Below are 26937 nucleotides of genomic sequence, written 5' to 3'. Positions count from 1 at the left end.
AACTTATATTTTTTTATTACATAATTAATTTTTCTATCTTGATAATCTGAAACTACTTTCTTTATATCGATTTTTCTATAAAAATAAGGTATCAATGAATTTAATGCATTCAATGTTCGAAAATGACTATCAAATAAATCAAATTTTTTATTTACAATTAAATTATCCAAACAAGAACATTTTCCTAGGTCTAAGAACTGCTTATACGATATATCATCATCATAAAATTTTTCTTGAACTGATTTATCTGATGCAGCAAATAAAAGCATTGGAAATAATAAAGGAAACAATAAAAAGTTTTTCATAGTCATTTTAACTCCCAAAAATAAATAACCTTTGCACTCTCAAAATAATTGTGTTTACCAATAGCATCCCCTTTATGCCATAAAGTTACATGGCCACTTGCCCCAAAATCTTTAGAATCTCTAGGAAGCATTGCATAAATACCTTTTCTATCTCCAATCTTCAAAGCAATATCATTTAACTGTTTAGGGTTTTCAATTACAACATCAGGTTTGCCAAAATTCTTTTTCAACCAATTAATCATATTAACCGCACTTGTTAATACACCTTTTCCTTTCAGTTGCCCCATCTGAATATTGTATTCTTTACTTCTTCCAAAATTTATACCTCCATTTAAAAGGCCTAAAGATAATCTTGTAGCACATGCATTACCAAATGTATTTTTATCATAATCAGTACCAAATATTGACCTAAATACCTCAGGAGCAGGTAAATCATCAGTTCCCATGGCATTTTTAGGATAGCCAGCATAAACGTCTGACCATTTCGGACGTTTGACCGTTAAAGTACGTTGAATGTTACCCGCTCTTGCTATCACATTAGACATCATTCTTCTCCCAAAATAAAAATCTTATTATTTTTCAAAACATTTTTGACGATGGCCTGCCCTTCATTATTTACCGTACCCGATACAGGCAATTCTTCAGTACCATGTTCTCCTTCATACTCAATAACAGCATCTACCGTTTCTCCTGCCTGATAATTTTCAGTAACAATGTGTAGATTCACATCAACATAGTGTATTGATTTTTCATCTAATTTGGCATTTCCGTCACCATATGACCAGTAAAGTTCAACAATTTTCTTAACTTTTTTATCTTCCTTTTGGTCGCCGACTGCCTGTGATACTTGGTTTATCCCGATACCATCATTAACAAACATCCTATTCTGTGAAGCAATCAACCTTGCACCACAGGCAGTCTGCATACCTTCCAAAGCCGCAGGCTGCCCCATAAAGAAAACTTTTTCCGTCCCTTCGATTATTGGATACACACCTTTACATTTTGGGCAAGAAACCAAATCACCCACCAAAGCAACATTTTTTCCGTCAACTACAATCATGCTTGAAGCGTGAATAACATTACCGCCATGTGTAGTCGCATCCCCCATCACTATAACGTTACGAATCATCTCATCTCCTTAACCCGTTAAAATTACATTTATTTTTTCAGACGGCCTTTTCCAACAACGCCTCGACAACTTCTTCCATCTTCATAAAGCGCGAGCCTTTCACCAACACGTTCGCCCCTTGCGGCAAATCATGCGCCAGCACTTGAATCAGCGGGTCTTTGTCGGCGAACCACAGGCCGTTGCCGCCGAAGTTTTCTGCCGCGTGCGCGCTGTCGTTGCCGACAAAATAGGCCGCTTCGATGCCTTTGCTGCGGGCGTATGCGCCCACTTCGGCGTGCATGGCGGCGGCTTCGTCTTCGCCGAGTTCGCCCATATCGCCCATCACAAACACGCGCGGGGCGGGGAGTTGGGCGAGTACGTCGATGGCAGCTTTCATGCTGTCGGGGTTGGCGTTGTAGGTATCGTCGAGCACGGTTGCGCTTTTGATGCCTTTTTTGATATTCAGACGGCCTTTGATGTTGGCAAAACCGGCGAGGCCGTCTGAAATTTCTTGCAGGTTCAGTCCGGCTGCTTGGGCGAGTGCGGCGGCGGCCACGGCGTTGTGGACGTTGTGTTTGCCGGGCACGGGCAGTTTGACGGCGGCGCGCTGGTTGCCGCACACCAAATCAAATTCGCAGGAAAGCGGTTTCAACACGATATTTTCCGCATGGATACCGCCTTCTTCCGCACCGAAAGTTTGGCATTTCAAGCCTTGTGTTGCGGCTTGAAAAACAGCGGCATTCGGGTCTTGGCAGGGAATCAGGGCGAGGCCGTCTGAATCCAGCCCTTGATAAATCTCGCTTTTGGCTTTGGCAATATCGCCCACGCCGTCGAAACCGCAGCCGACATGGGCACGCAGGGCGTTGTTAACGAGCGCGACATCGGGCTTGGCAATGCGGGTCAGCTCGGCCAACTCGCCGAAGTGATTCATACCCATTTCAATCACGGCATAGCGGTGCGCGGGCGTGAGCTTGAGCAGAGTGAGCGGCAGGCCGATATGGTTGTTGAAATTGCCCGCCGTCGCCAGCACGGCCTCTTCGCCGAAACGGTGGCGCAACACGGCGGCCAGCATTTCTTTGACGGTGGTTTTGCCGGATGAACCGGTGATGCCGAACACAAACGGGTTGATATTTTCCCGCCACGCGCGCGCCAAATCTTGCAGGGCTTTGAGCGTATCGGCCACTTTCAACGCACCCGGCAGAGCGGCGCAATCTTCGCGCGACACCACGGCCGCAGCCGCACCTTGTGCCAATACGTCTGCCACAAAATCATGTGCGTCGAAGCGTTCGCCCGCCAGTGCGAAAAAGACATCGCCGCTTTGAATATCGCGGCTGTCGGTAACGATGCGTTTGACGGTTTGGTTGTCAGACGGCATCGGTAGGTTTAGGGTTTGGCAGATGAAGTTTAGGTCTAAGGGTTTCATGTTGGTTTTAAGTTTTCTTTATTAAGCCTGTCGGCACTTCACATTATTTATAAACACTTTTTCATTGATTGGATAAGTACTTTTGATGTAATATCAGAAATGACATGACCGTCGCCTCTGCACAAACATTGTGTACGCGGCGGTTTTTATTTTTGCCATAAATCCCATTCTCTATAATTCTCAAACAAACCGAACTTGGTCAAACTCACTTTACTGCTTTCCTTACGTTCGGGAAATTCACGCATCAAATCATCAAATCTCTCAGACCAATTCGAATTGGGGCAAAGTATTTTTATCATTTTCTGCATAATGCAGAAATAGAAAAAAGGTTGTTTGCTATCAATCTGCTTCCAGTATTGATCTTGAGCTATCGGTGCGGAAGAGCGCGAAATTTTGATGTTCCACAAACGGTCGTGATGGGCTGCAATATTGCGTATTTCATTTAAGCTGTTCAGCCATTGTGTAAAAATATCTCCGTTTGCTGCACCATATTTTCGAGCAATCTTATTTTTATCATCATGCTTCAATCCGCCGTACAGCCAAGTCATCGCACCGAAATCCCATAAACAGCTTGCCGCCCAAATCGGCAGACAGCCATATTTTTCCATATTGTGCTTGAGTAGCAACAAATCCCTTTTTTCAGCTTGGCGTACCAACTTTTCAAACCGTTCCAACCATTCTTCATGGCCTGTTTTGTCGCTATTTTTATTTGGCCGCTTCGTAAAATTACCGTGCAGGTAATCCGGATTGGTATGTGCCATCGGATCACGCTCTCCCAAAAGATGAACGATATCTACTTTAACAGCCGTTTCGATCCTTTCAAGTGCATCCAAAGCCGAGAAGCGCAGTTTTTTATCAAACAAATACAACGACAATACCGTTTCAAAGTCACTTTCTTCAGAAAAATCATCCAACAGTTTTTCTTGTGAAGCATCCCATTTTCGAAAAACATGAAAATATCCGCTTAACCGGTAATAACCTATCCGGCTCAAATATTTTTCTGCCCTCGCAGTATCCTGAACATTCATTCCCCTATTTTGCAAAAGCCTTACCAAATCTGAGAAATCACGCCAAGGCTTTAACTCGGCATATTTATTTTCTTGATTATGATTCATATACTTAAATTTAATTATAAGTAGTATTTTTTATTCAGACGGCCTATCTACTCTGATCAATCAACGGATAAGGATTCACCGCACCGCTTGGCAAATAAACGCCGTAGTGCAGATGCGGGCGGGTGTTTTTGGCATTGCCGGTTTTACCGACATAACCGATCACTTCGCCCGCTTTCACGCGGCGGTAGAGTTTGCGGCCGGCGAATTTGTCCAAATGGGCGTAGTAATGCCACGCGCCCGGGCCTTGTATGCCGACCACTTTGCCGCCCAAGCGGTTTTTGCCGAGTTTGGTCACGATGCCTGCCGTGGTGCTGCGTACCGGCGTGCCTGTTTTGGCGAAAATATCCACACCTTCGTGTTTGCGGCCGCCGCTACGCGGTGCATGCCAACTGTCGTCGAAAGAATGGCCTTTCACGGGGTTGATCAGGCTTTGCTCGGTGGGCGCGGGCATGGCTCTTAGTGCAGCTAATTCTTGGGTTGGCCGCGGGGCGTGTTTGGTTTGGCAGCCCCATAGGAAGATCAGGGCGACGGCGAAGCATAAGTTGCGTTTGAAGTGTGTTTGCATGGTCTCGGCTCTACTTATGTTGTGAAACGGCGGAATGTTTTCAGACAGGCATCATGCTCTTAATAACTACCGAATTTCCCGTAACGCTGATAATCGGAAAATAAAAACACTGCAACCGTTTTGCCGTTTTTTCGATACGGATAAAACAATTCGTAATTGCCTTCCTGTGCAACAAACTCGATTTCATTCGAATTGTTTTGGAACGTTTTTTGCAGGTATTCCCGCTCACGCAAATCGGCGCTATGCAGATAATCTGCTTTTCTGATGATTTCCTGACGATCATCGACACGCTTATAAACCAGCGTATCTTGCGGCTGCTTGTCTGTTGCCGAGGCTGCATTGACCGCTTCGGAAAAATCTTCCAAAGTGCGACTGCCGAAGCCCAAATACACCGGCGTTCCATTGATGGTATCAGGCACAATCACGGCTACGCTTTTGAAAGCCGTGTCTTGCTTTTCCATCAAATTCAGATAATTCGCCGTGTTTTGTATATAAGGCAGCTCAAAACGGTAATCCGCCATGGCTTGCGTTTGGGCGGGGTGCTGTTTTACGAGCTTTTCTGCCGACTGTATCAATATCTGCTGTTTCTTCTGCGCAGTCAGATAATTGCCGCCAAACAACACCGCAGCCAGCAAGGGAAATACCAGTAACAACATATACAGCAGTTTCTTACCGCTGCGAATCTCGCTGCCGCCCTCCCCTCGTTCGGCAATGCGGGTCAGGTTCAGCATGATATTCAGCATCAATGCTCCGGCCATCAGCGAAATAATGCCTAAGATGCTGAAACCGAAAGTTTCCGTGAGGTGTTGGCGGAACACTTTCAGGCCGAATACCTGTATCAAGATAAAAGCGAACACCCAATATCCGAGCAAAACTATCGACACCAACCCGATGATATTGCTGAGTTTAACCAGTTTTTTTGTATCCATTGCGCTATCCTTGTTTTTCAGACAGGCATTACTTATATGCCTGTCTGAAAACTACCTTCCCGCCAAAGCTTTCTGCGCTTCGTCAAAATCGGAAAAATAGTGCTTCTGACCCTGCACGTCCTGATAGGTTTCGTGGCCTTTGCCGGCAATCAGGATGATGTCGTTGGCGGCGGCGTGTTTAACCGCGTATTCAATGGCCGAGCGGCGGTCTGTTTCGACGTGTTCGGGTTGAGGCACGGCGGGGAGGATGTCGTTGATGATGTCGGCCGGTTCTTCCATGCGCGGGTTGTCGCTGGTCACGACGACTTTATCCGCGCCGGCCACGGCAGCCGCACCCATCAGCGGGCGTTTGCCTTTGTCGCGGTTGCCGCCGCAGCCGAACACGCACCACAGGTTTGCGCCTTGCGGTTTGATTTCCTGCAAGGTGGCAAGTGCTTTTTCGAGGGCATCGGGGGTGTGGGCGTAATCGACGACGACCAGCGGTTTGCCGGTGTTCATGATGCAGTCCATACGGCCGGTGGCGGGGCGGATTTGGGCAAGCACGCGCAATACTTCGGCCAACGGGTAGCCTGCCGAACACAATACGCCGACGCACGAGGCAAGGTTTTGGGCGTTGAAGCGGCCAAGCAGGCGTGTTTTGACTTCGCCGCCGCCCCACGGGGTATCGAGCTGTACGGTCATGCCGTCTGAAGAAGCTTCAAAATGGGTGATGCGGATGTCGGCCTGTTCTGCAAAGCCGTAACCGTACACGTTTAATTCGGGGCGTTCTGTTTTCAGACGGCCTGCCAGTGCTGCGCCGAACGGGTCGTCCACATTAATCACGGCGTGTTGCAAACCTTGCCAGTAAAACAGGCGGGATTTGATTTCGCCGTAGGATTCCATGCTGCCGTGGTAGTCGAGATGGTCGCGGGTGAGGTTGGTGAACACGGCCGTCTGAAAAGGCACGCCGTTAACGCGGAATTGGTCGAGACCGTGGCTGGACACTTCCATCGCTACGGCTTTTGCGCCTTGCTGTTTGAACCGGTACAGCAGGGTTTGCACGGATACGGGGTCGGGCGTGGTGTGGGTGGCTTCCTGCAATTCGCCCCAAAAGCCGTTGCCGACGGTGCCGATGATGGCGCATTTTTCATCCAGCAAATCCGCTGCTTGCGCCAGCCATTGGGTAACGGAGGTTTTGCCGTTGGTGCCGGTTACGCCCCAAACTTTGAGGCCGTCTGAAAGATTGCCGTACACTTGGCCGGCCACGATTCCGGCGCGGGTTTTCAGGTTTTTGATGCCTTGGTTGGGCACGTTCCATTCGGGATTCCACGCGAATTTGCCGTCGTCGTCCCAAAAAACAAAAGCCGCGCCGTTGGCTACGGCAGCGGGGATATACTCGCGCCCGTCGGTGTATTCGCCCTGACAGGCAATGAAAATGTCGCCTTGTTTGATTTTACGGCTGTCTGAATGCAACAAACGCCCTGCTGCGTTTTCACACAGCAAGGGCGGTAAGTCGGTTTCAGCTAAAGGAACTAAGTCGCTGAACATATTGTTTACTCTTTAATTTTTGGAGGCCGTCTGAACGGGTACATCTTTTAAGGGTTTGGTAGGCGATACGCCGAGAATATTCAGGCTGCCGCTCATGATGCCTTTGAACACGGGGCCTGCTACCACGCCGCCGTAGTAGCCGTTAGCCGTCGGTTCGTCCACTGTTACCGCCACAATCACGCGCGGTTTGTCGGCAGGGGCGAAACCGATGAAGGTGGCAACGTGTTTGTCGCTGGCATAACGGCCGTTAACCAGTTTGCGCGCGGTACCGGTTTTCGCGCCGACATCAAAGCCGTCCACCGCACCCATAGTGCCGGTGCCGCCTTTTTCGGTAACGGAAACCATGATGTTACGCACCGCACGGGCGGTTTCGGGTTTGATAATCTGCACGCCTTTGGGCGGAGCCACTTGTTTTTCAAAGCTCACCGGCAGCAGTTCGCCGTCGTTGGTCAGGGCAGTGTAGGCACGCGCCAGTTGCAGCAGGCTCAACTGCAAACCGTAGCCGAACGACATGGTGGCCTGCTCGATCGGTTTCCAATTTTGCCACTTACGCAACAAGCCGGGGGTTTCGCCGGGGAAGCCCGAATGCATGCGCTGACCTACGCCCAAGCTCTGATAAAACGTGTACATTTCTTCAGGCTTGAACATGGCCGACAGCTTGCTGGTACCGACGTTGGAAGACTTCTGCATCACGCCGCGCACATCCAATGAAGGATACACATGGGTGTCGCGCACGGTGGCAGGGCCGATTTTGTAAGGATGGGTGTTGAGAAGGGTGTTCACGTTTACCTTGCCGGCATCCAAGGCTTTGGCTATCGGGAACGGTTTCATGGTCGAACCCGGCTCGATCATATCGGTAACGGCGCGGTTGCGGCGCTGCTCGCTGCCCGCTTCGCCCGGATTGTTCGGGTCGTAGGCGGGGCTGTTGACCAACGCCAAAATCTCACCGGTTTGCGCGTCCAACACAATGGCGCTGCCCGCTTTGGCACGGTGGTGGTCAACGGCTTTGTTCAGCTCGTCGTAGGCCAGCGTTTGGATGCGCTGGTCGAGCGACATTACCATATCGTGGCCGTTTTGCGGGTCGCGGTTGCGCGGCGAATCGAGGCTGTCGACGATATTGCCTTTATTGTCGCGCAGCACCACTTTGGCACCGTTTTTACCGTGCAAATCGTCTTCGCGCGCCAGCTCCAAACCTTCTTGGCCTTTGCCGTCGATATTGGTAAAGCCGATCACATGGGCAAAGAGGTTGCCCATCGGGTAATGGCGTTTGGATTCTTTTTGGAACGCCAAACCTTTAATACCCAAAGCGGCCACTTTATCGGCGGTTTCTTTGCTCAACTGGCGTTTCAGATAAATGAAGTCTTTGTCTTTCTTCGCCAAGCGCGCTTCAATGGTTTCAACCGGCACGCCGATTAAGGCGGAAAGTTTGGCCAGCTGCTCGCCGGTCGGCTGGATATCCATGCCGGAAGGTACGGCATACAGCGATTCGGTGGGCGCACTCAAGGCCAGTGTTGCGCCGTTGCGGTCGGTAATCGTACCGCGCGACGCAGGCAGGGTGATGGTGCGCACGAAACGCTGGTCACCCTGATTTTTCAGAAATTCATGTTGGGTGGTTTGCAGATACACGCCTCTGCCTACCAATGCCGCAAAAGCCAATGCCAATCCGCCCAGCACAAACGCAATCCGCCCGTTGGTAGAAACGGGTTTTTTTGCCTTCGGCTGCTTAGACAGCATCTGCGGCTTATATTCGTTTTTGATTAACATAGCAACTTCTCTTTTTTATTTCAGCAACTTGCCGTGCTGTTATTTACTTCATTTCAATCATGCGGGTGTCTGCTGCGCTCGGAGGCTGTAATTTTTGTTTTTGGGCTGCTTCTTTAATCAATTTATGATTCGACAACTTGGCCTGCTCGAGCTTCAAACGCGCATAATCCTGATCAAGCTGGATTTCGTGCTTTTGGGCTTTATCCAGCGAAATGTAGTATTGGCGCGACTGGTCTTGCACGGTAACCACCGCCAAACCCGACAACAACGCCAACACCAGCAAAATCACATTCAATTTATTCATATTTTTTCAGACGGCCTTCCGACTGCATCTGCCTTTTCAGACGGCCGGTTGTACTTCAAACTTGCCGCTTGTGCGCTCGGCCACACGCAATATGGCCGAACGTGCGCGCGGATTGGCTGCGGTTTCTTCTTCGCTTGGCTTAACCGCCTTGCCCACCGCCTTCAAAGGCGGCTGCGGCAAATCAGCTTCCTTCACCGCCGCCCAACGCGGCAGCTGCGGAGGCTGCGAATACTGCTTGACAAACTGCTTCACAATGCGGTCTTCCAGCGAGTGAAACGCAATCACAGCCAGCCTGCCGCCCTCTTTCAGACGGCCTGTAACCTGCGGCAAAACTTCTTTTACTTCTTCAAGCTCACGGTTGATGAAAATCCGAACGGCTTGGAACGTCCGGGTCGCCGGATCTTGACCGCGCTCACGAGTACGGACGTTTTGCGCCACGAGCTGCGCCAGCTTGCGGGTTGTATCGATGGGTGCCGTTTCGCGTTGCGAAACAATGGCGCGCGCAATTTGGCGACTAAACCGCTCTTCACCATAATTCTTAATTACCTCGTGCAATTCCTGTTCATCGGCTGCGGCAATCCATTCCGCCGCCGACATTCCTCTCGTGGGATCCATACGCATATCCAGCGGCGCATCAAAACGGAAACTGAATCCGCGCTCCGCTTCGTCTATCTGCGGCGACGAAATGCCCAAGTCAAACAATGCGCCGTCGATTTTCTCAATGCCCAGTTCGTCTAAGGCCGTCTGAAAAGTAGCAAAGCCGTTGTGCACCACGCTCACGCGTTTGTCTTGCGCCGCCATTTCGTTTGCCACCGCAATGGCCTGCGGGTCTTTGTCGAACACCACCAAGCGGCCTTCTTCGCCCAACTTCGACAAAATCAGGCGGGAATGCCCTCCCCTGCCGAACGTGCCGTCCACATAAATACCGTTCGGGCGGATATTCAAAGCATCAACCGCTTCATGCAGCAGCACGGTTACATGCTGTAAAGGTTCACACATACTCACAGCTGTAAATCCGTTTGGCTTAATTGGAAGGCCAGCTCGTCGGGATCAATATCCAAAGCCTGATTCATCTCAGCCTCCCAATGTTCGCGACCCCACAACTCCAAGCGGTTGGCGCGGCCGACCAATGTTACTTCTTTATCGAAATCCACGCGGCGGCGCAAATTGGCAGGCAATAGCACACGGCCGGCGGTATCCAGCTCCAACGTATCGGCATTGTGCAGCAACAGGTTTTGGTAACGCTGCAAAGTCGGATTGCCCGCCACCTTCAACGACAACAACTGCTCCGCAACCTTGCCCCATTCCGGCTCGGGATAAATCAGCAGGCGGCTGCGCGAATCCAGCGTTGCCACCACGGCCGGTGTGTAATGGCGCAGCAAAAGCTCGCGGAACTTGGCAGGAATCGCCAACCGCCCTTTGCTGTCTATGCTCAACTCGTGAACGCCACCAAACACTTTATCCCACTCCGTCAATAAAATCGGGCAAATCAGACACTTTGACACACATTGCCCCACATGCCCACACTATATGAAATTTTGCAGATACGGTCAAATCGGCTTTTCCGAAAAAATAACCTTTCAGACAAACACTTACCCCTAAAAAAAGTGGCCCGCAGGCCGTTTGGAAAAGATATATAAGTGCATAAAACACTACATATAGTGTAGTTCGATTTCATAAACTACTACATTTAGTAAAAACACCACGCAAAACACGCTATTTCTATACGCGCTATAATATGCCCGCTTACGTTTAAAATTTACACTATCTAACATTCATGAACCCGCAATTGCCCGCCCCCTCCGCAACAGCCGCAGCCTCCTCCCAAGCCCTGCAAAATCTGATTGCCGAAGAAATCCGCCAAAACGGTAACTTCATTCCGTTCTCCCGTTTTATGGAACGGGCTCTTTATGCCCCGCACTACGGCTATTACACCGGCGGCGCACACAAAATCGGCGCGGCAGGCGACTTCATTACCGCTCCGACCTTGTCTCCGCTATTCGGCCAAACCTCAGCCCGCCAAATCGCCGCCCTATTGCCGCAAACCGCAGGCAACATCTACGAATTCGGCGCAGGCACGGGCGAGTTGGCCGCCACGCTGCTGCAACAGCTTTCAGACGGCCTTAGCAACTACTACATTATTGAAATATCGAATGAATTAGCCGAACGGCAAAAACAGCATATTCTGAAAAAAGCCCCCCATGCTGTCGAAAAAGTTATCCACCTTACCGAACTTCCCGATACCTTCGACGGCATCATCATCGGCAACGAAGTGCTGGATGCCATGCCTTGCGAAATCATTAAACATGAACACGGCGGCTTTTGGCAGATAGGCGTGTCTTTAGAAAACCAATCGTTTATCCAAACCGCCCGCCCTCTGGTGCAAGAAGAACTGCTCAAAGCCGCCGCGGAATACTTCCCCGCGTCCGAGCCGTACACCAGCGAATTGCACCCCGCCCAACACGCCTTTATCCGCACCCTTGCCGAAAAACTCGTGCGCGGCGCCATGATTTTTGTCGATTACGGTTTCGATGCCGCCCAGTATTACCACCCGCAACGGCACATGGGCACGTTCATCGGCCACTACCGCCACCACACCGTACACGACCCGTTTTTCCACGTCGGCCTTACCGACCTGACCGCCCATGTGAACTTTACCGATATCGCTTTGGCAGGTACCGATGCCGGATTGGACTTAATCGGCTACACCACCCAAGCCAATTTTCTGCTCAATCTCGGTATTACCGAAATGCTGGCGCAAACCGCCGCACCCGATTCCGCCGACTATATCCGCGAAACCGCCGCCGTACACAAGCTGGTCGGCCAGCATGAAATGGGCGAATTGTTTAAAGTAATCGCCTTCGGGCGCGACATTGATGTTGACTGGCAAGGCTTTATGTTTGGCGACATCTGCCACAAATTGTGAATACAAAGCGCGTACGAGGCCGTCTGAAAAAAGCATGGCAAACAAGCGGCATATGGTTTTCAGACGGCCCCCATGTTGTTCACACACAATAAATTGATATTTTTTCCTATAAAAATCAAACAAAAACAAAAGAAATACCGCAAATCGGTTGCCTGACCGAAAAAAAACCGTATAATCACGCTTTCACGAAACGGCGAATTAGCTCAGTCGGTTAGAGCAGAGGAATCATAATCCTTGTGTCCGGGGTTCGAGTCCCTGATTCGCCACCAAATTTCGGGGGTATAGCTCAGTTGGTAGAGCGCTTGCATGGCATGCAAGAGGTCAGCGGTTCGATCCCGCTTACCTCCACCAAATAAAAAAAGACTTGGTAAACATACCAAGTCTTTTTTTATTTGGTTATACCAGCGGTTTTGACTCACAAGCAGGCTGAGACCTTTGCAAAACCCTCAGATGCGGATGCAGTTCAAGGCGTAGCAGCGCAGCGAGTGCAGACATATCAAATAGATAGGCAAACGAGCGAGCAGCGCACAACGCAGAAATGCGCCGCAGATGGGGGTTTTGCAAAGGTCTCAAGCTGACACAAAGCTGTTCAATTGCTTTGCACAAACCTACCTACCATTCATTTGGCTCACTTAAATATAGTCAATCCAACTTAACTTTTACTACATCCTTGCTGCGCCTTACACCAAAAATAAGTTTATTTGCCATGGCGTTCCGGTACCCGTACCACAACGGTATTGGCAAAATAATCCTGCAATGTGCGCCGGTTTTTAGCCGGATTAAACAGCATCGACAAACAAACCAGCCACACAACCGTCGACAACGAATTGGCAATATAATCTGCTGTAAAGCCGTCTTTTCCTGCCATAAACACCAGCAAATAGGCAACAACCATCACAGCCAATGTCAGCACGACGTTAAAGCCCACTTCTCGCACCATCACGGCATACCAAAAACCCGGGTTGGTTCCGTCATTTTTCAACAGCCGTATTTTCATGATTTTTTTACCGATGGATTGACCGTGGCGGCTCAACATCCAGCACTGTACGACCGTATAGCCCAATAAAATCAGCAAACCTGCCCCGATCCATATATTGCCCCAATCGGTGGTTCCCACAAGATAAGCAAAATTTTCTTCTGCCGTCATTTCGGCGTTTGCACTTACCGACAACATAATAAAGGCTAAAAAAATAGGCACAAAGGCCAAAACCGTAAATAAAGTATTCAACAAATAGGCAACAATACGGCTCTTGGGTGTGGCAATTTCTACGTCAATCACTTCTTCGGAAGGTAAAGGTAGGTTTTGTTGATGGTTTTCATACATATCGAAAGACACTCCGTTAAACGGTAGAAAATAAAATAATGGTTAACACCGCTGTGTTTTTATTACATTACCACAAAAAAGCCTTTACTTTTACCGGCCTCGGCGTTAAAACGCTAGTTTGATAATTTTAACGATTTTGTAAACAATTTTTCTTATTTTTTTATTTTTAAGGAGCAAACAATGAAAGTAGGATTCGTCGGCTGGCGCGGCATGGTCGGCTCGGTGCTGATGCAGCGCATGCAGGAAGAAAAAGATTTCTCACACATCCCCGAAGCCGTATTTTTCACCACCTCCAACGTAGGCGGTGCCGCCCCCGATTTCGGCCAAGCAGCCAAAACCCTGCTGGATGCCAACGATATCAACGAACTGGCCAAAATGGATATCATCGTTACCTGCCAAGGCGGAGATTACACTAAAGCCGTGTTCAAACCTTTGCGTGAAAGCGGTTGGAACGGTTACTGGATTGATGCCGCTTCTTCTTTACGCATGGACGACAACGCCGTCATCATTCTCGATCCCGTTAACCGCAACGTTATCGACGAAGCCCTGAAAAACGGCGTGAAAAACTACATCGGCGGCAACTGCACCGTATCGCTGATGCTGATGGCTTTGGGCGGTTTGTTCCAAAACGACTTGGTCGAATGGGCTACAAGCATGACTTACCAAGCCGCATCGGGTGCGGGTGCGAAAAACATGCGCGAACTGATTGAAGGCATGGGTGTCATCCATCACGAAGTGAAAGCCGAATTGGCCGACCCTGCCGGAGCGATTCTCGATATCGACCGCAAAGTATCCGATTTTCTTCGCAGCGACAGCTACCCAAAAGCCAACTTCGGCGTACCGTTGGCGGGCAGCCTGATTCCGTGGATTGATGCCGATTTAGGCAACGGCCAATCGAAAGAGGAATGGAAAGGCGGCGTTGAAACCAATAAAATTCTCGCGCGCAGCAGCAACCCCATCGTTATCGACGGCCTGTGCGTGCGCGTGGGCGCAATGCGCTGCCACAGCCAAGCCATCACGCTTAAATTGAAAAAAGATTTGCCGGTAGAAGAAATCGAAAAACTGCTGGCCGAAGCGAATGATTGGGTAAAAGTAATCCCCAACCAAAAAGAAGCCAGCATGCACGAGCTGACTCCCGCCAAAGTAACCGGCACATTAAGCGTGCCCGTGGGCCGCATCCGCAAACTGGGCATGGGCGGCGAATACATCAGCGCGTTTACCGTAGGCGACCAGCTTTTGTGGGGGGCGGCCGAGCCGCTGCGCCGCATGCTGCGGATTGTTTTGGGTAATTTAGATTAATCGCCTGTCGAAACGAATAATAATGAAAGCAACGGTTTTTTTACCGTTGCTTTTTTATTGAGTTAGAAAACTTCGGCTATGCCGCCCCTTATATAGTCAATCAACTCAATTACAGCATACTCCCGATTTTTCAGACGGCCTCACTAAAAGTTAATGCCATATTTTCAATGCAGGCTGGGGTGTAACCGTATAACCGCTGCGGCGCAGCTGTTCGATCAGGCCTTCGCTGCTGACGAGATGCCCCATACCTACCGCGATTAATGTTTTCTGCTTGGCGGTATTCTTTTTGATTTCCGGCATCCACGCACGGTTGCGGGCAGAGAGCAGATCCTGTTCCATCCATTTGCGTGCGGCCGCAACATATTTCGGCTGCATACGGGGTTTCGACAATTGTTTATCCATATACACCGAAGCATCTTTAAAGCGGTTTTCCACATACAGCCGGTGCAAAGTGCGCACATCGGCGTCATCCTGTGCCTGATGTTTGACCACGCTTCTCAACAATGCCAACGCCAAATCATCAGACAGCTTTTCCGAATGATCGAACACATCTTGAATGGTTTCCAAATGGCCGCGCGGCTTGCCTGATTTTTGCGCGGCCTGTGCCAACAAAATATCTGCCCCTTTTTCGGCGCTGTATCCTTTCGGGTGCCGCTCGATCGCCGCCAGTACGGCTGCCCACGGTTTCAGGTTTTCCAATACGGGAGAAAAAGCCGATAAAGCGGGAGAACGGTCGAAATAGCGTTTCAATCCGGCAAAATCCTTTTCGCCTAAAGCCTCCCGCAATGATTTCGGCGAAATCATTTTCTGCCCCATGTAAGCCGCTATTTCTTCTGCGGCCTGTTCATCGGGCAGCATATCCACTTCGGTAACCAACTTGTCGGTTTGGTTGAGCAAAGCTTTGGCCTGCGCGCTCAACTGTTTGTTTTCTTTACCGAGGTGTATGGTGCCGAGCAGGTAGGAATCGGGTTGGCCTGCTTTACTGATTTTCCAAAGATTGCTGGTTAATTGGGGCGTATGCCAGTTGAACGCGGCAGATTCCGCATGGGCGAACGGCAGACTTACCAACAGGGCGCATGCGCCTGCAAATTTGATGAAATGTTTTTTGAAACCGACCATCTTTGTACTCCCATTGTGTTGTCTTGTTAAACAGATTGAGACCTTTGCACCCGAATACAGTTCAAAGTGCGGCAGCACAGCGATTGCAGACACATCATACACAAGGCTAAGCGGGCGGGCAGCGCACAACGCGCAAATGCGTCGCAGACAGTGTTTTTGCAAAGATTTCAATAAGTTGATTGGCCATAGAATACGTTGTTCAGACGGCCTTAGGAAAGCTTACCACAGCCCCAAGGCTGTCAGGCAGATTTCGCGCTGGCCTTTCTGCGGGGCAATCACCCGTTGCGGCAGCTCCAGCGAATATGTCTGCCCGCTGCGTTCGGCTTCTAAAACGCGGAAGCACAGCAAGCCTGCCAAGCGGTCTTTAGATGTGCCGGCGGGGTAATCCAAATAAGAAATCACGGTATTGCGGACGGCGGTTTGCTGTTCTTCAAAACGCTTATCCAGCATTTGGCCGGTTTTTGCATAGGTTTTCCAAGCCACATGCTGCAACGACGCGCCTTCTTGATGAGGCTGCAAATAAGACAAATCGTCGCCTCCCTGCACGGGCGGGCGTTTGCGGTCGGTTTCGCCGCCGTGCTCGCGGCCGTCGGGCAGCTCATGGGGAATCGGCGCGGGAAACACCACCGCATCACTCGGCCAATGCCAAACGCACTGCACCATGCTCATGCCGAACGGTGCAACGGCGGCGGTACGCAACGGCGGTACGCGCAAATAGCCGCGCATCAACGCAGGAATTTGCCATCGGTACACAGAGAGGCCGTCTGAAACAATATGCCAAGGCTGCCAGAGTTTGTCGTCTGTTTTGTCTGCACGGAGAAAATCATCTTCGCTGCACAGCCACAGCCAGCGGCGGCGGGTGTTTTTTGTGGCAGTGAGCGACAAAACCGCCGTGCCGCCGGCAAACACTTCGTCCGGCATGGAAACGTCTATCTGCATATCGAGCAGCTGGCGTAAATTAAGCAGCACGGCTACCGCCAAAAATCCGGCCAGCCAAAATGCGGCGGCATAAGCCAGATTCGCCTGATAATTCAATCCTACCAGCCACAACAGCAAAACCGTTGCCAGCAGGCCGACACCCAAACGGGTGGGGCGGCAATGCAGCGCGGCCAAATCGGGAGAACGCTTGCTTGCAACGGTTTTTCGAGAATTACGCAACGGCCACATGGTTCAGCAAATCTTCAAGAATCTGTGCACCGGTCAGCCCCTGTTGCACGGGTTGTAAACGGTGGTTCGCTACCGGCACCCACACGGCTTTGATGTCTTCCGGCAACACATGCCCGCGCCCTTGCATAAACGCCCACGCTTTGGCGGCATTGATTACGGCCAAGCCCGCACGCGGGCTTAACCCCAGCACAAAACGCCCCGGCTGGCGCGTGGCCTGAACCAAACGGTACACATAATCGGCGGCCGCTTGGGCGAATTTCACCTGTGCGGCCTGCTGTTGCCATTGCAGCAGAGTCTGTGCATCGCACACGGCCTGCAATGCGGGCAACGACCGACGGCGATCTCCCTGAAAATAAAGCTGTTTTTCGGCTTCGGCAACAGGATAGCCCATACTCAGGCGCATCATGAAGCGGTCGAGTTGGGATTCGGGCAGCGGAAACGTACCCAGCTGCTCGGTCGGGTTTTGCGTTGCCACCACGATAAACGGCTCGGGCAGCGCATAGGTTTTACCGTCCACCGATACCTGATGCTCTTCCATCGCTTCCAGCAAGGCGGATTGCAGTTTGGGAGAAGCGCGGTTGATTTCGTCGGCCAATAAAAAAGAATGGAACACGGGGCCGGGGTGAAACTCGAAACGGCCTTCGTTCGGGCGGAACACGTTCACGCCCAATAAATCGGAAGGCAGCATATCGTTGGTGAACTGCACGCGGCGGTAGTCCAGCCCCAACACCGCGGCCAAGCCGTGCGCCAACGTGGTTTTGCCCACGCCGGGCACATCTTCGAGCAGCACATGCCCGCCGGCCAGCACGGCGGCCATCAATTGTTTTAAAACGGTTTCTTTTCCCAAAATCAGTGAGTTAAGCTGGTGTAATGCGTGTTGGATAGAATGATTCATGTTATGGTTTGATTCGGTATGTGAATAGGCGTAACGCTACGGGGTTTTAAGCGGTGGGCATTTTATCATGATGCAACAGTAAACCCGCCAGATGATTGCGGACGGTATTGTTTAAGTGTGGCAAAAATGTGCAGCGGCCGTCTGAAAACGGTTTTCAGACGGCCTTGAAGTTGCTGTTTGGCTTACCGCTTCATGAATGGTTGCTTCAAGACTTTGCCCCGTCCACATTTCCCCGAACACCCTGCATTAAACTGCTATAATTCCGCCTTATGTTTACGTTTTTCTAATCAAACGCATTTCAAAAGCACAATACCATGCAAGAACAATACCAACCGTCTGCCGTCGAACCGGCAGCGCAAACCAAATGGGACGAAGCCCGTATTTTCAACGTGGCCGAAGACGCTTCCAAACCCAAATACTACTGCCTTTCCATGTTCCCCTATCCCAGCGGCAAGCTGCACATGGGGCATGTGCGCAACTACACCATCGGCGACGTGTTGAGCCGCTACAAACTGCTCAACGGCTTCAACGTGCTGCAACCGATGGGCTGGGACGCTTTCGGCATGCCCGCAGAAAACGCCGCCATCGACCGCCAAGTCGCCCCCGCCAAATGGACTTACGAAAACATCGCCTACATGCGCAAACAGCTGAAAAGCTTGGGTTTTGCGTTTGACTGGGAGCGCGAACTGGCTACCTGCACCCCCGAATACTACCGCTGGGAGCAGCTTCTGTTTACCAAGCTGTTTGAAAAAGGCGTGATTTACCGCAAAAACGGCACGGTAAACTGGGATCCGGTCGATCAAACCGTATTGGCCAACGAGCAAGTAATCGACGGACGCGGCTGGCGTTCGGGCGCGTTGATTGAAAAACGCGAAATCCCGATGTATTACTTCAAAATCACCGATTACGCCGAGCAGCTTTTGAGTGATTTGGACGGCCTCAACTGGCCGGAGCAAGTAAAAACCATGCAGCGCAACTGGATCGGCAAATCGCGCGGCGTACAAGTGCGCTTTGCGTTGGACAGCGGCAGCAAACAAGGTTTGGAAGGCGATTACGCCGAATACTTGCAAGTGTACACCACCCGCCCCGACACCTTGTTGGGCGTAACCTACGTTGCGGTTGCCGCCGAGCATCCGCTGGCCACCGCCGCTGCGGCCGACAAGCCCGAACTTCAAGCGTTTATCGCCGAATGCAAATCAGGCAGCGTGGCCGAAGCCGACATGGCGACAATGGAGAAAAAAGGCGTGCCGACAGGCCGCTATGTTATCAATCCGCTCAATGGCGACAAGCTGGAAGTGTGGATTGCCAACTATGTGTTGTGGGGCTATGGCGACGGCGCGGTAATGGCCGTGCCCGGTCATGACGAGCGCGATTTCGAGTTCGCCAACAAATACCGGCTGCCCATTAAACAAGTTGTCGAATCCACTTTGGAACAACCTGCCTACAATCCGAACGAATGGCAGGATTGGTACGGCAGCAAAGAAAACATCCGCCTGATCAACAGCGGCGAATTCGACGGCATGGATTTTCAGACGGCCTTTGATGCCACTTCCGCCAAACTGCAATCCCTAAATGTCGGCGCACCGAAAACCCAATACCGCCTGCGCGACTGGGGTATTTCGCGCCAACGCTACTGGGGCTGCCCGATTCCGATTATCCATTGCGAAAGCTGCGGCGACGTGCCCGTGCCGGCCGACCAGTTGCCCGTGGTGCTGCCCGAAGATGTCGTGCCCGACGGCAGCGGTTCGCCCTTGGCCAAAATGCCCGAATTCTACGAAACCACCTGTCCGCACTGCGGCGGCCCCGCCAAACGCGAAACCGATACCATGGATACCTTTATGGAATCGAGCTGGTATCAGTTCCGTTACATGTCGCCCCAGTTTTCAGACGGCATGGTTGCCCCCGAAGCCGCCCGATACTGGCAGCAGGCCGACCAATACATCGGCGGCATCGAACACGCCATTCTGCACCTCTTATACGCCCGCTTCTTCACCAAACTGATGAACGAAGAAGGCATCGTGCCGGTGAAAGAACCCTTTGCCAGCCTGCTCACGCAAGGCATGGTGCTGCAAGCCACCTACTACCGCGAAACCGAAGGCGGCAAAAAGCAATGGTTCAACCCCGCCGAAGTGGAAGTGCAAACCGACGACAAAGGCCGCCCCGTATCCGCCGTATTGCGTTCAGACGGCCTGCCCGTTGTGATCGGCGGCGTGGAAAAAATGTCGAAATCGAAAAACAACGGCGTCGACCCTCAAGAGTTAATCGAAGCCTACGGTGCCGACACCGCCCGCCTGTTTATGATGTTCGCCTCGCCGCCCGAACAATCGCTTGAATGGAGCGATGCCGGCGTAGAAGGCGCACACCGCTTCCTGCGCCGCCTATGGCGTACCGTGTTTGAATACATCAACCGGGGCGGCGCGGTTAAAGCCTTTTCAGACGGCCACGACAGCCTAAGCAAAGAGCTGAAAGACCTGCGCCACAAACTGCACGCTACCATCGCCAAAGTCAGCGACGACTACGGCCGCCGTCTGCAATTCAACACCGCCATCGCCGCCGTGATGGAATTGCTCAACCAATACGACAAAACCGATTGCACGTCCGAACAAGGCCGCGCCGTGGCGCAAGAAGTGTTGGAAGCCGTTGTCCGCCTGCTGTGGCCGATTGTGCCCCACATCTGCGAAGCCTTGTGGAGCGAACTGCGCCCCGGTTCGTCATTATGGGAAACCGGCTGGCCGCAAGCCGACCAAGCCGCGCTGGTGAAATCGGAAATCGAAATCATGGTTCAGGTAAACGGCAAACTGCGCGGCAAAGTAACCGTGCCCGCCGATGCCGACAAAGCCGCCCTCGAAGCCGCCGCACTCGCTACCGAAGGCGCAGTGAAATTCATGGAAGGCAAAGAACCGAAGAAAATCATCGTCGTTCCCGGTCGTTTGGTAAATATCGTGGTTTGACCTATTAAGTGAAATTTTTTCTGTGTTATACGGGCGGAGTTACCTATCCGCCCGTAACGGCAAATCTTGCAAGAATTCCCGAACACAGCAGAAATATCAATAAGGGCGGATATATAATCCGCCCTTATGATTTTGTTAGTGATTTGTTTGATTACATAAAATAGCACATACGTCATACTCGGGCTTGATCCGAGTATGACGGCTTGGTTATTAAACTTAAGTTGATTGATTATATACAAAGAAACCGGCAGGTTGATACCAACCTGCCGGCCGTCTGAAACACATCATCAAAAGCATTAAGCCGCTTTTGCCGCTTTGATGCTGTCGATAAACTTGTCAAACAGATAAGCCACATCATGCGGGCCGGGGCTGGCTTCGGGGTGGCCTTGGAAACTGAACGCCGCCCGATCGGTCAGCTCAATGCCTTGCAACGAGCCGTCAAACAGCGAACGGTGCGTTACTTTCACATGAGCGGGCAAAGTATCCGCATCCACTTCAAAACCGTGGTTTTGGCTGGTAATCATCACTTTACCGCTCTCCAAATCCTGCACGGGGTGGTTGGCTCCGTGGTGGCCGAACGCCATTTTGCGGGTTTTGCCGCCCACCGCCAAACCTAATAACTGATGCCCCAAACAAATACCGAACAGCGGTTTTTTGCTTTCCAACAGTTCTTTTACCGCCGCAATCGCATAATCGCACGGCTCGGGGTCGCCGGGGCCGTTGGAAAGAAACACGCCGTCTGGATTCATCGCCAGCACGTCTTTAGCAGGCGTTTGAGCCGGCACAACGGTTAAACGGCAGCCGCGCTCGGCCAGCATACGCAGAATATTGGTTTTCACGCCGAAATCGTAAGCAACCACATGAAACGGCTGTTCAGACGGCCTTTCAAAGCCTTTGCCCAGCTTCCATTCGCCTTCCGTCCATTCATAAGATTCGCCGCACGTTACTTCTTTCGCCAAATCCTTGCCGACCATGCTGCCGAACGCCGCAATCAACTCGCGCGCTTTTTTCTCGGTAGCGTCCGCACCGGCCAGAATCGCACCGGCCTGCGCCCCTTTGTCGCGCAAGATGCGGGTGAGACGGCGGGTGTCGATGTCGGCAATCGCCACGGTTCGGTTGCGAACCAAATATTCCTGCAAACTCTCGCTGCTGCGGAAATTGCTGTGCAACAGCGGCAGGTCGCGAATAATCAAACCGGCGGCATGAACGGCGCTGCTTTCGGTGTCTTCGCCGTTAGTGCCGGTGTTGCCGATGTGCGGATAGGTAAGGGTAACGATTTGTTTGCGGTAAGAAGGGTCGGTAAGGATTTCCTGATAACCGGTCATGGAAGTATTGAACACCACTTCGCCGGAAGTTGTGCCCTCAAACCCCACCGACGTGCCGTGAAACACGCTGCCGTCGGCGAGCACTAAGATTGCGGGTGTCGTCATCATGATTTCCTATCGTATCTGCGGGTTTACCAAAGGCCGTCTGAAAACCAACAACCGTTATTTCAGACGGCCTCTGCATCCAATATCAGGTAAAAAAAAACACGCCGCACAGATGCTTCATCCGTGTTACGTGCTTTTTAAGGCAACCCGAAGTTGCCTCAGAAGCAGCATATTCTAAGCCAAATACGCCGTCGGTTCAAGAAGCACACATACCCGCCTCCATAAACCCCTTTACATCTGTTTTTCTCCACACATCGATTGTTTCATTTTTTCCATAATAGCAATCGAGTAAACTGTTGATTGCGTTAAACCGTCGAATTATTCCGCTCAAATATGATAAAATCACAAACATTTCCTAACAATAATCACATGATAGGCTGTTTCGGATACAGCTGCCACATGAAAGACAGCACATTATGAAAAAATCTGCTCCCCGTTTAAACACCGCTGTGCGCCCGATAATTTACAGCTTGCTCGCAGCATTTCCTTTATTGACTGTAAACACAGCGTCCGCACAATTTGCCGATACCCCGTTGTACTTGCAACAACAAACCACTATTTCCGGCGGAGCAGGCAAAGTTAAGCCGAATGTGATGCTGTTTATTGATGATTCGGGAAGTATGGATTGGGCACCGGCTGGCCGAAACCAACCGGGTAGAAAACGCATTGAGATAACCAAAGATGCTTTAAGCGCAGTTATCAATAAATATGGCAGCAAAGTTAATTGGAGTCTGCAAACTTTACATAATAATAACAATGCCAATTTATCTGGGTACACAGATCAACCCCATACTATTCTTCAACATATCAGCAGATTATCTCCCGATCATGGCACGCCGACTACTCGACGCTATTATGAAATTTCCAAAGATGTTAGGAAAAATACCTTATACCGTTGCCAGAAAAACTATATCGTCTTAATGTCTGATGGTGATGCTAACTTGAGTTGCAGCACCCCGCCTGCTCGTTTATTCCCTTGGGATCCCATTATCCCATCAAAACTAACTTTTACTTATCCGAGCGCTCAGTTTCCGGATGAGCAGAATTATTTCGGAAATGTAGATAGCCGGGGAAGATGCGAATATTCGCAAGCTTCGACAGGTCATTACCATACATTTTGGGATGGAAACAAAGGTTTACAGTTTTTCAGCAGAACTCTAGCATCCAAGGATTTCAAGACCGCAGGAACAGACCTTGCAGGTAAAAGTTGGAACGGCGATCCTGCCGATCCCAAAGGCCCCGACGGCCAAAGCATCTATGCCAAACAAACCGCCCAAACATTTACCGTAGGCTTTGGCGAGGACTTAACCCGCGAAGGTAAAGCCTATCTTCAAAATGGTGCCACCAGACCGGAATGGTTTTTCGACGCATCCAACGAAGAAAAACTGGTTGCCGCCTTTGATACCATTTTTAACGATATTGAAAACAGCAGCTTAAACAACGCAGAAGAAGGTGCCGGCACCGCTGCCCCGGCAGTAACCGGCAACCATACAAGCGGCACGCCCAACACCGCCGTCAGCGTTTATCTGGATCCGCAATCGTGGAGCAGCCAGTTGCGGTTCTATAATATTAATACAGCCGGCCGGTTAGATACCGCCTTCAAACTCCCTTATTTCGGCGAACGTAAAACATTAATCAGCACAGGAAAAGCAGACTCTTCAGGTAAAAGCGTATTTTGGGCCAATAACGTCAGCCATCTGAACAATGCCGATTTCGCTATCAACAATCCGAGTAAAGCCGACGAATGGAGTTCTTCTCTGCTGCCGTGGACTATCCGCAGTAAAGATGATGCGCAAATTAAAGCCGACACACAAAACAGCCAAGTTTACCGCAACCGCAACCTAGATGCACAAGGTAAGGCAGTCAGCGGAAAACGCGATTTGGGAGACATCTTAGATAGCGGTATTGCCATCATCGGCGACACCGACGGCAGCAACCAACATCATCAGGAATTTCTGCTAACGGCTGCCAACGACGGCATGGTTCACCTGTTCCAACGTGTACCCCAAGTAAACCATCCTTATTCGCTGAAACTCAGCTATATCCCCGCCGGCATGGAACGGGATAGCGGCAACGGCGGCGAAACTTTAGGCAAAACCTTAAAAGAAGTGGCTCAAGAAGGATATGGATCAGCTCATCCCCACCGTTATATGGTTAACGGCGGCTTCGTTGTACGCCGCACACCGTTGAGCAGAAACCCGGCTGTAAAAGGCCAACAAATTGTAATGTTCGGCGCGATGGGTCAGGGTGGCCGAGGAGCGTATGCCTTAAATATTGGCGGAAAAGACCGTGTTACCGGTCAAGGCATCGGTTTGAGCAACAATAACCCTGCATCATGGGACAGCAGCGTTCCCTTATTCGAAACAGAAAAAGGGGCCAACAACACCCTCGGCTATACCGTAGGAACGCCGCAAATCGGACGCGTGTCACTTGAACGCATTCCCGGCCAACAAGTAAAAACCAACGAAAAAGTGCGCTACGGTGCATTCTTATCCAGCGGCTACCGCAAACAGGACATCAACGATAAATCCAATGAAACAGCCCTATATATCTACGACTTATTGGGGCAAGAAGCTTCTACCGGAGAAAAAAACGGCAATAAGGCCGGATCGTTGATCAAAAAAATTACCGTACCCAACGGGGTAGGCGGCTTATCCAGCCCTACCGTACTCGATACCGATTTTGACGGCATTATCGACGTAGCTTATGCGGGCGATTACGGCGGCAGCATGTACCGTTTCGATTTACGCGGCCAAACACCGGATAACTGGCAAGTACATAAAATTTATCAAGGCTCACCTTCACAACCCATTACCGCCGCACCTGCCGTTTCGCGCAGAGGCATTAATCGGTATGTGGTTATTTTCGGCACCGGCAGCGATATTTACCAATCAGATCTCAAAGATACCCGCCAGCAGGCCATATACGGTATTTTCGAAGATTTAACTCCGTCCAAAGACAACTCGGCATCCAAAGCACCGGCCACGGTAACCAATGCTGAGCTCCTTGAACAAACCATCACGCTCAAAGAAGTCGAAGGAAACCCATACCGTTTCTTAAGCAACAACCTTATCCAACCGACGCATAAAGGTTGGAAAATCAACTTGGGCAGCACAGACGGTGAACGTGTGGTCGTCAAACCTTCAATGATTTTGCGTACAGCCGTATTCAGCACACGCATTTATAAAGCAACCGAAACACGTTCCAGCAACGGCGGAGATTTGTGTATCCCCGACAAAACAGAAACTTCTACAGAAAGTAAAAGTTGGATCTTAGCCATCAACGCCGAAACCGGCGGCGGTCTGAAGCAAGGCGATGCCCGCTTGAACTTCTTAAATAAAGTAGTACAAACAGGCGGCTACTATGCCAACGGCCAACAAAAAGCAGGTATCGTAAGTTTTACCTATATAGATCCTGTTCAACTTGCCAAAAATAGCCCGGTAACGGCAGACGGAGACAGCGGTGGCAGCGGAACCGATGCAGAAGTTGACGGCGAAGGAAGACCCGTTAACCGATCCACTCCCAAAAACCAATGTTTTGCGAAAAAAGCCGACCGCAGCCTGATCACCAACCAAGGAGAGTCTATCGGCGTAGCCGGCAGAAATTGCGGCATCAGAAGAATCAGCTGGCGTGAAATTTTCTAAATTAACTTATTGAAAATAATATGTTGGTTTGGCAGTTGCTTGAACAGCCAAACCAACATCAATGAAATCATTAAAAACCTTGACAACTAGTTAATTTAGATTTATTATTTAATTCTTATCGGGTCGTTAGCTCAGCTGGTAGAGCAGCGGACTTTTAATCCGTTGGTCGAAGGTTCGAATCCTTCACGACCCACCAAATAAATCAATAAGAAAGGCCGCAATTGTTTGTGGCCTTTCTTATTTTTAAACAGTTTATTAGACAGCCTCCAATTTTACAAAACTCTTAAAGTATCAAAGTATTTTCGTGCAGCAATCAAAGCCTATACCTACGATCTTATCAATTTATATAGTGGTAGTTGCAATCTACAAGGTGAGAGCTCATCCTGCCATTACTAAACATCCCACGGTTCACTCATAAAGCAAGCTGCTGCCCGCCCTGCCACGACTGCACCGAGCACCAATTGAGCCTTATTGAAACCACCTGCGCGGATATCAAAACAGCGGAGACAGTCAGGTAGCCGATCACAGACAATTCATCAAGGTCAAGGCCTTTTTCCGGATACTGTGCACCAGCGCAGCTTGGCGTTAATTTTACCGCTATCTGTACCGTTGCCGTCATTTGGTGGAAAACCGCTTTTTGGATTTCAAGTGTTGGCGCGGGGTGGTGCTACACGTGATGCGAAGAGGTTGGCTTCATTTGCTGTGGCAATAGAAATTAGGATTATTGCAATGTGGTTAAAAACATTGTGACTACACTACCTAGTATGGGAAATTCAGTTTTTGAGTCTAACCCTTTCCTCCCATATTTCTCTAGGCACATGATAGACATTTTCAGCCTCATCTTTAGTTAAATCGCTTATTCCCCTCATAAAAAGGTTTGGCCAGCTGTCATCTTCAGAGATATAGGCGAAACGGATATTAAACTTCCCCGAGTCTGATAAGCTGATATGGCAATGCGTCCATTGTTCTTTTCCTTTGAATGGAGAAAGATGTCTTATATTTTCTAATAAATCTAGGGGCTGAAGTAGATTAGCCCTAAACACCACACCAAAGCCGCAAAGTTTTTAACTGCTGCTTTGGTGTCCCGAAGTTAAAACGAAACTCACATTCTTTCAAGAACAGAGGAAAAGATTTTCGGTCGA

Annotated in this window: 23 protein-coding genes, 3 tRNA genes and 1 pseudogene; 7 read left to right on the top strand and 20 right to left on the bottom strand. The window is 50.4% G+C overall.

Annotated elements, in window-relative coordinates:
* The 12 genes from AKG43_RS12845 to mraZ all read right to left on the bottom strand — a co-directional run.
* Positions 1-311, bottom strand: a 311-nt coding sequence (locus AKG43_RS12845) for a hypothetical protein (RefSeq protein WP_156300660.1), incomplete at its 3' end; no start/stop codon positions are given.
* Positions 308-853: a T6SS effector amidase Tae4 family protein gene (locus tag AKG43_RS10425; RefSeq protein ID WP_054600495.1), complete on the bottom strand. Its 546-nt coding sequence runs from the start codon at positions 851-853 to the stop codon at positions 308-310. The genes AKG43_RS12845 and AKG43_RS10425, both read right to left, overlap by 4 nt.
* Positions 850-1434, bottom strand: coding sequence for a PAAR domain-containing protein (locus AKG43_RS12530; RefSeq protein WP_082403067.1), 585 nt, complete (start codon positions 1432-1434; stop codon positions 850-852). The genes AKG43_RS10425 and AKG43_RS12530 overlap by 4 nt, the downstream gene beginning before the upstream one ends.
* Before the next feature lie 37 nt (positions 1435-1471).
* Positions 1472-2836 (bottom strand): UDP-N-acetylmuramoyl-tripeptide--D-alanyl-D-alanine ligase, encoded by a 1365-nt coding sequence (gene murF / locus AKG43_RS10415; protein WP_054600494.1) that lies wholly within the window; start codon positions 2834-2836, stop codon positions 1472-1474.
* A gap of 146 nt (positions 2837-2982) precedes the next feature.
* Positions 2983-3951: an Abi family protein gene (locus tag AKG43_RS10410; RefSeq protein ID WP_054600493.1), complete on the bottom strand. Its 969-nt coding sequence runs from the start codon at positions 3949-3951 to the stop codon at positions 2983-2985.
* Between the two features lie 43 nt (positions 3952-3994).
* Positions 3995-4516 carry a M23 family metallopeptidase gene (locus AKG43_RS10405; RefSeq protein WP_197273142.1) on the bottom strand — a complete coding sequence of 174 codons (522 nt, stop codon included), beginning with the start codon at positions 4514-4516 and terminating at the stop codon, positions 3995-3997.
* 59 nt (positions 4517-4575) lie between these two features.
* Positions 4576-5445: a hypothetical protein gene (locus AKG43_RS10400; protein ID WP_054600492.1), complete on the bottom strand. Its 870-nt coding sequence runs from the start codon at positions 5443-5445 to the stop codon at positions 4576-4578.
* 51 nt (positions 5446-5496) lie between these two features.
* Positions 5497-6972 (bottom strand): UDP-N-acetylmuramoyl-L-alanyl-D-glutamate--2,6-diaminopimelate ligase, encoded by a 1476-nt coding sequence (locus AKG43_RS10395; protein WP_054600491.1) that lies wholly within the window; start codon positions 6970-6972, stop codon positions 5497-5499.
* A gap of 12 nt (positions 6973-6984) precedes the next feature.
* Complete coding sequence (locus AKG43_RS10390; RefSeq protein ID WP_054600490.1) at positions 6985-8736, bottom strand: penicillin-binding protein 2; 1752 nt, start codon at positions 8734-8736, stop codon at positions 6985-6987.
* Between the two features lie 43 nt (positions 8737-8779).
* On the bottom strand, positions 8780-9040 hold the full coding sequence (gene ftsL, locus AKG43_RS10385; RefSeq protein WP_054600489.1) for a cell division protein FtsL: 261 nt from the start codon (positions 9038-9040) through the stop codon (positions 8780-8782).
* Between the two features lie 36 nt (positions 9041-9076).
* Complete coding sequence (gene rsmH, locus AKG43_RS10380; RefSeq protein ID WP_156300659.1) at positions 9077-10039, bottom strand: 16S rRNA (cytosine(1402)-N(4))-methyltransferase RsmH; 963 nt, start codon at positions 10037-10039, stop codon at positions 9077-9079.
* A gap of 2 nt (positions 10040-10041) precedes the next feature.
* Positions 10042-10497: a division/cell wall cluster transcriptional repressor MraZ gene (gene mraZ, locus AKG43_RS10375; protein WP_054600487.1), complete on the bottom strand. Its 456-nt coding sequence runs from the start codon at positions 10495-10497 to the stop codon at positions 10042-10044.
* Positions 10498-10817: 320 nt separating this feature from the next.
* Between mraZ and AKG43_RS10370 the strand changes: the two genes are divergently transcribed.
* The 3 genes from AKG43_RS10370 (at position 10818) to AKG43_RS10360 (ending at position 12317) form a co-directional block, all read left to right on the top strand.
* Entirely contained in the window at positions 10818-11966 is a 1149-nt protein-coding gene (locus tag AKG43_RS10370; protein ID WP_054600486.1) for a class I SAM-dependent methyltransferase, read from the top strand.
* A 192-nt stretch (positions 11967-12158) separates the two neighbouring features.
* Positions 12159-12235: transfer RNA gene (locus tag AKG43_RS10365), tRNA-Met, on the top strand.
* A 6-nt stretch (positions 12236-12241) separates the two neighbouring features.
* Positions 12242-12317, top strand: a tRNA-Ala gene (locus tag AKG43_RS10360).
* A gap of 45 nt (positions 12318-12362) precedes the next feature.
* Here AKG43_RS10360 and AKG43_RS13410 read toward each other — a convergent pair.
* Positions 12363-12572: a signal peptidase gene (locus AKG43_RS13410; protein WP_231718155.1), complete on the bottom strand. Its 210-nt coding sequence runs from the start codon at positions 12570-12572 to the stop codon at positions 12363-12365.
* Positions 12573-12663: 91 nt separating this feature from the next.
* Positions 12664-13290: an RDD family protein gene (locus tag AKG43_RS10355; RefSeq protein ID WP_054600485.1), complete on the bottom strand. Its 627-nt coding sequence runs from the start codon at positions 13288-13290 to the stop codon at positions 12664-12666.
* Positions 13291-13470: 180 nt separating this feature from the next.
* On the opposite strand from AKG43_RS10355, the gene asd reads away from it, so the two are divergent.
* Positions 13471-14589 carry an aspartate-semialdehyde dehydrogenase gene (asd, locus tag AKG43_RS10350; RefSeq protein ID WP_054600484.1) on the top strand — a complete coding sequence of 373 codons (1119 nt, stop codon included), beginning with the start codon at positions 13471-13473 and terminating at the stop codon, positions 14587-14589.
* Between the two features lie 150 nt (positions 14590-14739).
* On the opposite strand, the gene AKG43_RS10345 is transcribed toward asd, so the two are convergent.
* The 3 genes from AKG43_RS10345 to AKG43_RS10335 form a co-directional block, all read right to left on the bottom strand.
* Positions 14740-15708 (bottom strand): TraB/GumN family protein, encoded by a 969-nt coding sequence (locus AKG43_RS10345; RefSeq protein ID WP_054600483.1) that lies wholly within the window; start codon positions 15706-15708, stop codon positions 14740-14742.
* Between the two features lie 219 nt (positions 15709-15927).
* On the bottom strand, positions 15928-16875 hold the full coding sequence (locus AKG43_RS10340; RefSeq protein WP_054600482.1) for a DUF58 domain-containing protein: 948 nt from the start codon (positions 16873-16875) through the stop codon (positions 15928-15930).
* Positions 16859-17770, bottom strand: a complete 912-nt coding sequence (locus AKG43_RS10335; RefSeq protein ID WP_054600481.1) for a MoxR family ATPase — start codon at positions 17768-17770, stop codon at positions 16859-16861. The genes AKG43_RS10340 and AKG43_RS10335 overlap by 17 nt, the downstream gene beginning before the upstream one ends.
* A 314-nt stretch (positions 17771-18084) precedes the next feature.
* Here AKG43_RS10335 and leuS point away from each other — a divergent pair, with 314 nt between their 5' ends.
* Positions 18085-20721, top strand: a complete 2637-nt coding sequence (gene leuS, locus AKG43_RS10330) for a leucine--tRNA ligase (protein ID WP_054600480.1) — start codon at positions 18085-18087, stop codon at positions 20719-20721.
* A 296-nt stretch (positions 20722-21017) separates the two neighbouring features.
* Here leuS and carA read toward each other — a convergent pair whose 3' ends face one another.
* Positions 21018-22151, bottom strand: a complete 1134-nt coding sequence (gene carA, locus AKG43_RS10325; RefSeq protein WP_054600479.1) for a glutamine-hydrolyzing carbamoyl-phosphate synthase small subunit — start codon at positions 22149-22151, stop codon at positions 21018-21020.
* Between the two features lie 416 nt (positions 22152-22567).
* On the opposite strand from carA, the gene pilC reads away from it, so the two are divergent.
* Both pilC and AKG43_RS10315 read left to right on the top strand, forming a co-directional pair.
* On the top strand, positions 22568-25795 hold the full coding sequence (gene pilC, locus AKG43_RS10320) for a PilC family type IV pilus tip adhesin (protein WP_054600478.1): 3228 nt from the start codon (positions 22568-22570) through the stop codon (positions 25793-25795).
* A gap of 120 nt (positions 25796-25915) precedes the next feature.
* Positions 25916-25991 (top strand) — tRNA-Lys (locus tag AKG43_RS10315).
* 577 nt (positions 25992-26568) lie between these two features.
* On the opposite strand, the gene AKG43_RS13685 is transcribed toward AKG43_RS10315, so the two are convergent.
* Together AKG43_RS13685 and AKG43_RS12840 are read right to left on the bottom strand one after the other, a co-directional pair.
* The gene (locus AKG43_RS13685; protein ID WP_082403065.1) at positions 26569-26838 is read right to left on the bottom strand and encodes an immunity protein YezG family protein; all 270 of its coding nucleotides are present in this window, start codon (positions 26836-26838) and stop codon (positions 26569-26571) included.
* Positions 26831-26937: pseudogene (locus AKG43_RS12840) on the bottom strand (IS1595 family transposase); the annotation flags it as partial. The gene AKG43_RS13685 and the pseudogene AKG43_RS12840, both read right to left, overlap by 8 nt.

The organism is Neisseria sp. 74A18 (assembly GCF_001308005.1).
In the GTDB taxonomy this organism is placed as follows: Bacteria; Pseudomonadota; Gammaproteobacteria; order Burkholderiales; family Neisseriaceae; genus Neisseria; species Neisseria dumasiana.
Note: the sequence above shows the minus strand (reverse complement) of the source record. Positions and strands in the feature narration are given on the sequence as shown.